This is a genomic window from Streptomyces sp. NPDC001410 (assembly GCF_042895235.1).
Classification (GTDB): Bacteria; Actinomycetota; Actinomycetes; order Streptomycetales; family Streptomycetaceae; genus Streptomyces.
The window spans coordinates 388,584-394,583 of record NZ_JBIAWE010000010.1; the positions used below are offsets into that span (position 1 = coordinate 388,584).

Genomic DNA, 6,000 nt, shown 5'->3' on the forward strand with positions numbered 1-6,000 from the left:
GGCCAGTAACCCCACACTGTCCGGACTCCCCCACGAGAAGGAGCTTCTGTGAGCCCCCTCTACGCGCGTCACAAGCGCACCACTCTGGCCATCGCCACCGCTGTCGCGACCGGAGCCCTGCTCTCCACTGGTCTGACCACCAGTGCCAGCGCCCAGACCCCGGCCGAGGCCGCCGCCGCCAAGCCGCTGGCCGCCGCCCCGACCGCGCTGTCCGCCGCTGCCCGTACCACCCTGATCCAGCAGGCGCAGGCCGACGCGACCGAGACCGCGCAGCACATAGGCCTCGGCGCCAAGGAGAAGCTGGTCGTCAAGGACGTCGTCAAGGACGCCGACGGCACCGTCCACACCCGCTACGAGCGCACCTACGCGGGCCTGCCGGTCCTCGGCGGCGACCTGGTCGTCCACACCGCCAAGTCGGGCAAGGCCGAGGGCGTCACCAAGGCGAACAAGTCCGCCGTCAAGGTGGCCTCGCTCAAGCCGCAGATCACCGCCGCCAAGGCCGAGAAGCAGGCCGTGAGCGCCGCGAAGACCCTGGGCTCCGCGAAGTCCTCCGCGGACGGCGCGCGCAAGGTGATCTGGGCCGGCTCCGGCAAGCCCGTCCTCGCCTACGAGACGATCGTCGGCGGCCTCCAGGACGACGGCACCCCCAACCAGCTGCACGTCATCACCGACGCCGCCACCGGCAAGAAGCTCTTCGAGTACCAGGGCGTCGAGAACGCGACCGGCACCGGCAAGAGCCTCTACTCCGGCACGGTCAGCCTGAACACCACGCTGTCGGGTTCGACGTACCAGCTGTACGACACCACGCGTGGCGGCCACAAGACGTACAACAAGAAGCACACCACCACCTCGTCCGCGGGCACGCTGTTCACCGATTCGGACAACACGTGGGGCACCGGCGCGGCCTCCAGCTCCACCGCCGACCAGACCGCGGCCGTCGACGCCGCCTACGGCGCGCAGGTGACCTGGGACTTCTACAAGAACACCTTCGGCCGCAGCGGCATCAAGAACGACGGCACCGCCGCGTACTCCCGCGTGCACTACGGCAACCAGTACGTCAACGCGTTCTGGGACGACAGCTGCTTCTGCATGACGTACGGCGACGGCACCGGCAACACCAGCCCGCTGACCTCGCTGGACGTGGCCGGCCACGAGATGAGCCACGGTGTCACCGCGAACACCGCGGGCCTGGACTACTCGGGCGAGTCCGGCGGCCTGAACGAGGCCACCTCGGACATCTTCGGCACGGGTGTGGAGTTCTACGCGAACAACGCCTCGGACCCCGGTGACTACCTCATCGGCGAGAAGATCGACATCAACGGCGACGGCACCCCGCTGCGCTACATGGACAAGCCCAGCAAGGACGGCGGCTCGGCGGACTCCTGGTCCTCCTCGGTCGGCAACCTGGACGTCCACTACTCGTCCGGTGTCGCCAACCACTTCTTCTACCTGCTGTCCGAGGGCAGCGGTTCGAAGACGATCAACGGCGTGAGCTACAACTCGCCGACGTCCAACGGCTCCACTGTCACCGGCATCGGCCGCGCCAAGGCGCTGCAGATCTGGTACAAGGCGCTGACGACGTACATGACGTCGACGACGAACTACAAGGGCGCCCGCACGGCGACCCTGAGCGCGGCGTCGGCGCTGTACGGCTCCGGCAGCACCGAGTACAACGCGGTGGCGGCGGCCTGGTCGGCGGTCAACGTCAGCTAGTCACACACCACGTGAGGTAGGGCGGTACCCGGGCGGAAGGCGTCCCGGGTACCGCCCTACCCTTGTGACCCATGTCCTCGGCGCCCTTCACCTACGAGCCGGTCGGCGCGACCCGCGACGACCCGACCTTCTGCCCGCCCGGCTTCCACCCGCTACTCGAACGCACCCGTATCGGCGAGGGCCCTGAGGTCTTCCGCCGGGCCGCCGACGCGGTCCTGACCTGGGAGATGCACCGCGCGATGGGCGTGGGCATCGACGCCACCGCCGGCCGCGCGGCCCCCGACGTCGACGTCACGGTCACCCTGGCCGGCCTCATCAAGGCCCCCTGCCGCATCGTCTGGACCGTCGAGGAGCCCCGCCGCGCCGGCTGGGCCTACGGCACCCTGGAAGGCCACCCCGAGTGCGGCGAGGAGGCCTTCGTGGTCGACCGCACCGGCGACGGCACCGTCTGGCTGACGGTGGCCGCCTTCAGCCGCGCCCAGAAGTGGTACGCCCGCGCGGGCGGGGCCGCGACACGCGGGCTGCAGCACGCCTACGCCCGCAGATGCGGCAAGGTGCTGAGGGAGCTGGCCACCCGGGACCTCAAGGACTGACGCTCACCGCATCAGCACCCCCGCCCCCTCCATGGCCTCCTCCGACGGCACGGACACCAGGCCCAGTTCCGCGCCGGAGGCGAGCAGGCGGTGGGCCGGGAGGATGCGGATCGTGTAGCCGTAGGGGCCGGTGCGGTCCAGGGAGAGCGGGCCCTCGTAGACGCGGCGGCCCTCCAGGTCCGGGGCGCCGGTCGCCTTCAGCGGGACCACCGTGGCGTCCGTGATGCGGTCCTGCGCGTCGACCCGGCCGGAGACCGCCTGCACCTCCACGTCGTCCGGGCCGAGGTCGCCGAGCCCCACCCGCACCCGCAGCCCCACGGTCGAGCCCAGTTCCGCGGTGGCCGTCGTGGCCGTCGTCTCCACGTGGTCGACGCTCACCCGGGGCCAGGCGGCCCGCATCCTGGCCTTCCAGACGGCCAGTTCACGCGCCGTGTCCTCGGTCAGCGCCCGGTGGGACTGGGCGGCGGGCGCGTACAGGCGGTCGACGTACTCGCGGACCATCCGGCCCGCCAGCACCTTCGGGCCGAGCAGGGTGAGGGTCTGGCGGACCATGTCGATCCAGCGGTCGGGCAGACCGCCCCGGCCGCGCTCGTAGAAGCGCGGGGTGACCCGCTGTTCGAGGAGGTCGTACAGGGCCGCGGCCTCGATGTCGTCACGGCGGTCCGGGTCGGTGCCCGCGCCGTCGGCGGTCGGGACGGCCCAGCCGAAGTCCGGCTGGAACCACTCGTCCCACCAGCCGTCCAGCACCGAGAGGTTGAGGCAGCCGTTGAGCGCGGCCTTCATCCCGGAGGTGCCGCAGGCCTCCAGTGGGCGCAGCGGGTTGTTCAGCCAGACGTCGCAGCCGGGGTAGAGCTTCTGCGCCATCGCCATGCCGTAGTCGGGCAGGAAGACGATCCGGTGCCGCACGCGCGGGTCGTCGGCGAACCGCACCAGTTCCTGCACCAGCCGTTTGCCGCCGTCGTCCGCCGGGTGCGCCTTGCCCGCGACGACGATCTGGATCGGCCGCTCCGGGTGCAGCAGCAGCTCCATCAGCCGGTCCCGGTCGCGCAGCATCAGCGTGAGCCGCTTGTACGACGGCACGCGCCGCGCGAACCCGATCGTCAGCACCCCGGGGTCGAGCACGCCGTCGATCCAGCCCAGCTCCGCGTCCCCGGCACCGCGTTGCCGCCAGGAGGCGCGCAGCCGCTCCCGTACCTCCAGCACCAGCTGTTCGCGCAGGGTGCGGCGCAGCTCCCAGATCTCCTGGTCCGCGATGTCCGCGACCGAGTCCCAGCGCTCGGAGCCGCCGACGCTCAGCGCGTCCTCGGCCCGCTGGGCGCCGATCTCCCGGGCGCCGAGCCGGAGCACCTCGGGGGCGACCCAGGTCGGGGCGTGCACCCCGTTGGTCACGGAGGTGATCGGCACCTCCTCGGCGTCGAATCCCGGCCACAGTCCCGCGAACATCTCCCGGCTGACCTGCCCGTGCAGCAGCGAGACCCCGTTCGCCCGCTGGGCCAGCCGCAGCCCCATCACGGCCATGTTGAACAGGTTCGGCTCGCCGCCCGGGTAGGTCTCCATGCCGAGCGCCAGGATCCGCTGCATGTCGATGCGCGGGAGTTCGGCGTCCGCCCCGAAGTGCCGGGCGACCAGCTCCCGGTCGAACCGGTCGATCCCGGCCGGGACGGGGGTGTGCGTCGTGAACACCGTCCCGCCGCGCACGGCCTCCAGGGCCGAGTCGAAGTCGAGTCCCCGGTCGCACAGTTCGGCGATCCGCTCCAGCCCCAGGAAGCCGGCGTGTCCCTCGTTGGTGTGGAACACCTCGGGCTCCGGGTGCCCGGTGAGCCGGCAGTACGTCCGCACGGCCCGGACACCCCCTATCCCCAGCAGCATCTCCTGCAGCAGCCGGTGCTCGCTGCCGCCGCCGTACAGCCGGTCGGTCACCCCGCGTTCGCCGAGGTCGTTCTCCTCCACGTCCGAGTCGAGCATCAGCAGCGGCACCCGGCCGACCTGGGCCAGCCAGATCCGGGCGTGCAGCGCCCGGCCGCCGGGCAGCGCGAGGGAGACCCGGGCGGGGCTGTCGTCGGCGTCCCTCAGCAGGCTGACGGGCAGCTCGTGGGGGTCGAGCACCGGGTAGTGCTCCTGCTGCCAGCCGTCCCGGGACAGGGTCTGGCGGAAGTACCCGTGCCGGTAGAGCAGGCCGACACCGATCAGCGGGACCCCGAGGTCGCTGGCCGCCTTGAGGTGGTCGCCGGCGAGGATGCCGAGGCCGCCGGAGTACTGGGGCAGCGCGGCCGTGATGCCGAACTCGGGCGAGAAGTAGGCGACGGCGGCGGGCAGCCCGTCGTCCTGCTGCTGGTACCAGCGGTCGCCGGTCAGATAGTCGTTGAGGTCGTCGACGGCCGCGCGCAGCCGGCGCAGGAACCGCCGGTCCCCGGCCAGCTCGGTGAGCCGGTCCGGGCGCACCCCGCCCAGCAGCCGCACCGGGTCGCCCCCGGCGGCGGCCCAGCGTTCGGGGTCGACGGACTGGAACAGATCGCGCGTTTCCGCATGCCAGGACCAGCGCAGATTGCGCGCCAGGTCGCTCAGCGGCCGGAGGGGTTCGGGGAGAACGGGACGGACGGTGAACCGACGGATCGCCTTCACATTCCACCTCGGACGCGTTACGGGGTGAGACGCACGGCGCTGTGCGTCTCGTCGTCAGGTTCGACGTTAGTGGTTACCGGGGCGTCGGTGGGGACGTAGCAGGCGCGGGTGTCGGGGCGCGGCGGGGGCGTAATGGCCACCCTGGCGGGAAACCGGAAAAGGGGCCGGTCTTGTGCGTAGACGTACGCGTGAGTAGTTAACAAAGTGCCGGATTGCCCACCCGAATAGGGTGGGAAGGCTCCTCCGGTACGCCCCACAGCAGCACCACGTCTCACCTGCAGGACCCACCTCCCCACAGCCATCCGCCCACACCCACGTTGAAGCGGACAGGAGCGGTCATGCCCGCCAAGCACCACTCGTCAGCACCCACGACACCCAGCAAGGCAGCCGGAAGGAAAACTTCGGGCAAGAAAACCGGAAAGCCCGCCGAGGAACTCCTCGAGGAGGCTCCGGCCCCGCCACGGCAGCAGCGTCCCGTCTCGCCGGAGCCGACGACTCTCGGCCGAATTCCCGTCCTCGACGTGCGCCCGGTGGTCCAGCACGGGCGCAGGCCCGCCAAGGCGGTGGCCGGTGAGTCGTTCGAGGTGTCGGCCACCGTGTTCCGGGAGGGCCACGACGCCGTCGCCGCGAACGTCGTCCTGCGGGATCCCCAGGGCCGCCCGGGACCCTGGACCCCGATGCGTGAACTCGCCCCGGGCACCGACCGCCTGGGCGCCATCGTCACCCCGGACGAGCCCGGCCGCTGGACCTACACGGTCGAGGCCTGGTCGGACCCGGTCGGCACCTGGCGGCACACCGCCTCCGTCAAGATCCCGGCGGGCATCGACACCGGCCTGGTCCTGGAGGAGGGCGCACGGCTGTACGAGCGGACGGCCGGCGGCGTCCCCGAGGAGCAGCGGGACGTGGTCCTGGCGGCCGCTGCCGCGCTGCGGGACGAGGACCGCCCGGCCGCCTGGCGGCTCGCGGCGGCCCTGGCGCCCGAGGTGGACGCGGTGCTGTCCCGGTATCCGTTGCGGGAGTTGGTGACCGCGTCCGACGCGATGCCGCTGCTCGTGGAGCGGGAGCGGGCGCT

At 71.8% G+C, this 6,000-nt stretch carries 4 protein-coding genes; 3 read left to right on the plus strand and 1 reads right to left on the minus strand.

Annotation, left to right across the window (positions count from 1 at the left end; translation table 11 throughout):
• The first annotated feature begins 48 nt into the window (after positions 1–48).
• Both ACFY3C_RS24260 and ACFY3C_RS24265 read left to right on the plus strand, forming a co-directional pair.
• Positions 49–1,713 carry a M4 family metallopeptidase gene (locus tag ACFY3C_RS24260; RefSeq protein ID WP_390772196.1) on the plus strand — a complete coding sequence of 555 codons (1,665 nt, stop codon included), beginning with the start codon at positions 49–51 and terminating at the stop codon, positions 1,711–1,713.
• Positions 1,714–1,784: 71 nt separating this feature from the next.
• On the plus strand, positions 1,785–2,306 hold the full coding sequence (locus tag ACFY3C_RS24265) for a DUF1990 domain-containing protein (RefSeq protein ID WP_390772197.1): 522 nt from the start codon (positions 1,785–1,787) through the stop codon (positions 2,304–2,306).
• 3 nt (positions 2,307–2,309) lie between these two features.
• On the opposite strand, the gene glgP is transcribed toward ACFY3C_RS24265, so the two are convergent.
• A complete protein-coding gene (gene glgP / locus ACFY3C_RS24270; protein WP_386576656.1) occupies positions 2,310–4,928 on the minus strand; it encodes an alpha-glucan family phosphorylase in 2,619 nt (872 codons plus the stop codon).
• Positions 4,929–5,266: 338 nt separating this feature from the next.
• On the opposite strand from glgP, the gene ACFY3C_RS24275 reads away from it, so the two are divergent.
• Positions 5,267–6,000 (plus strand): maltotransferase domain-containing protein (locus ACFY3C_RS24275; RefSeq protein WP_390772198.1); only part of this gene is annotated, 734 nt, incomplete at its 3' end.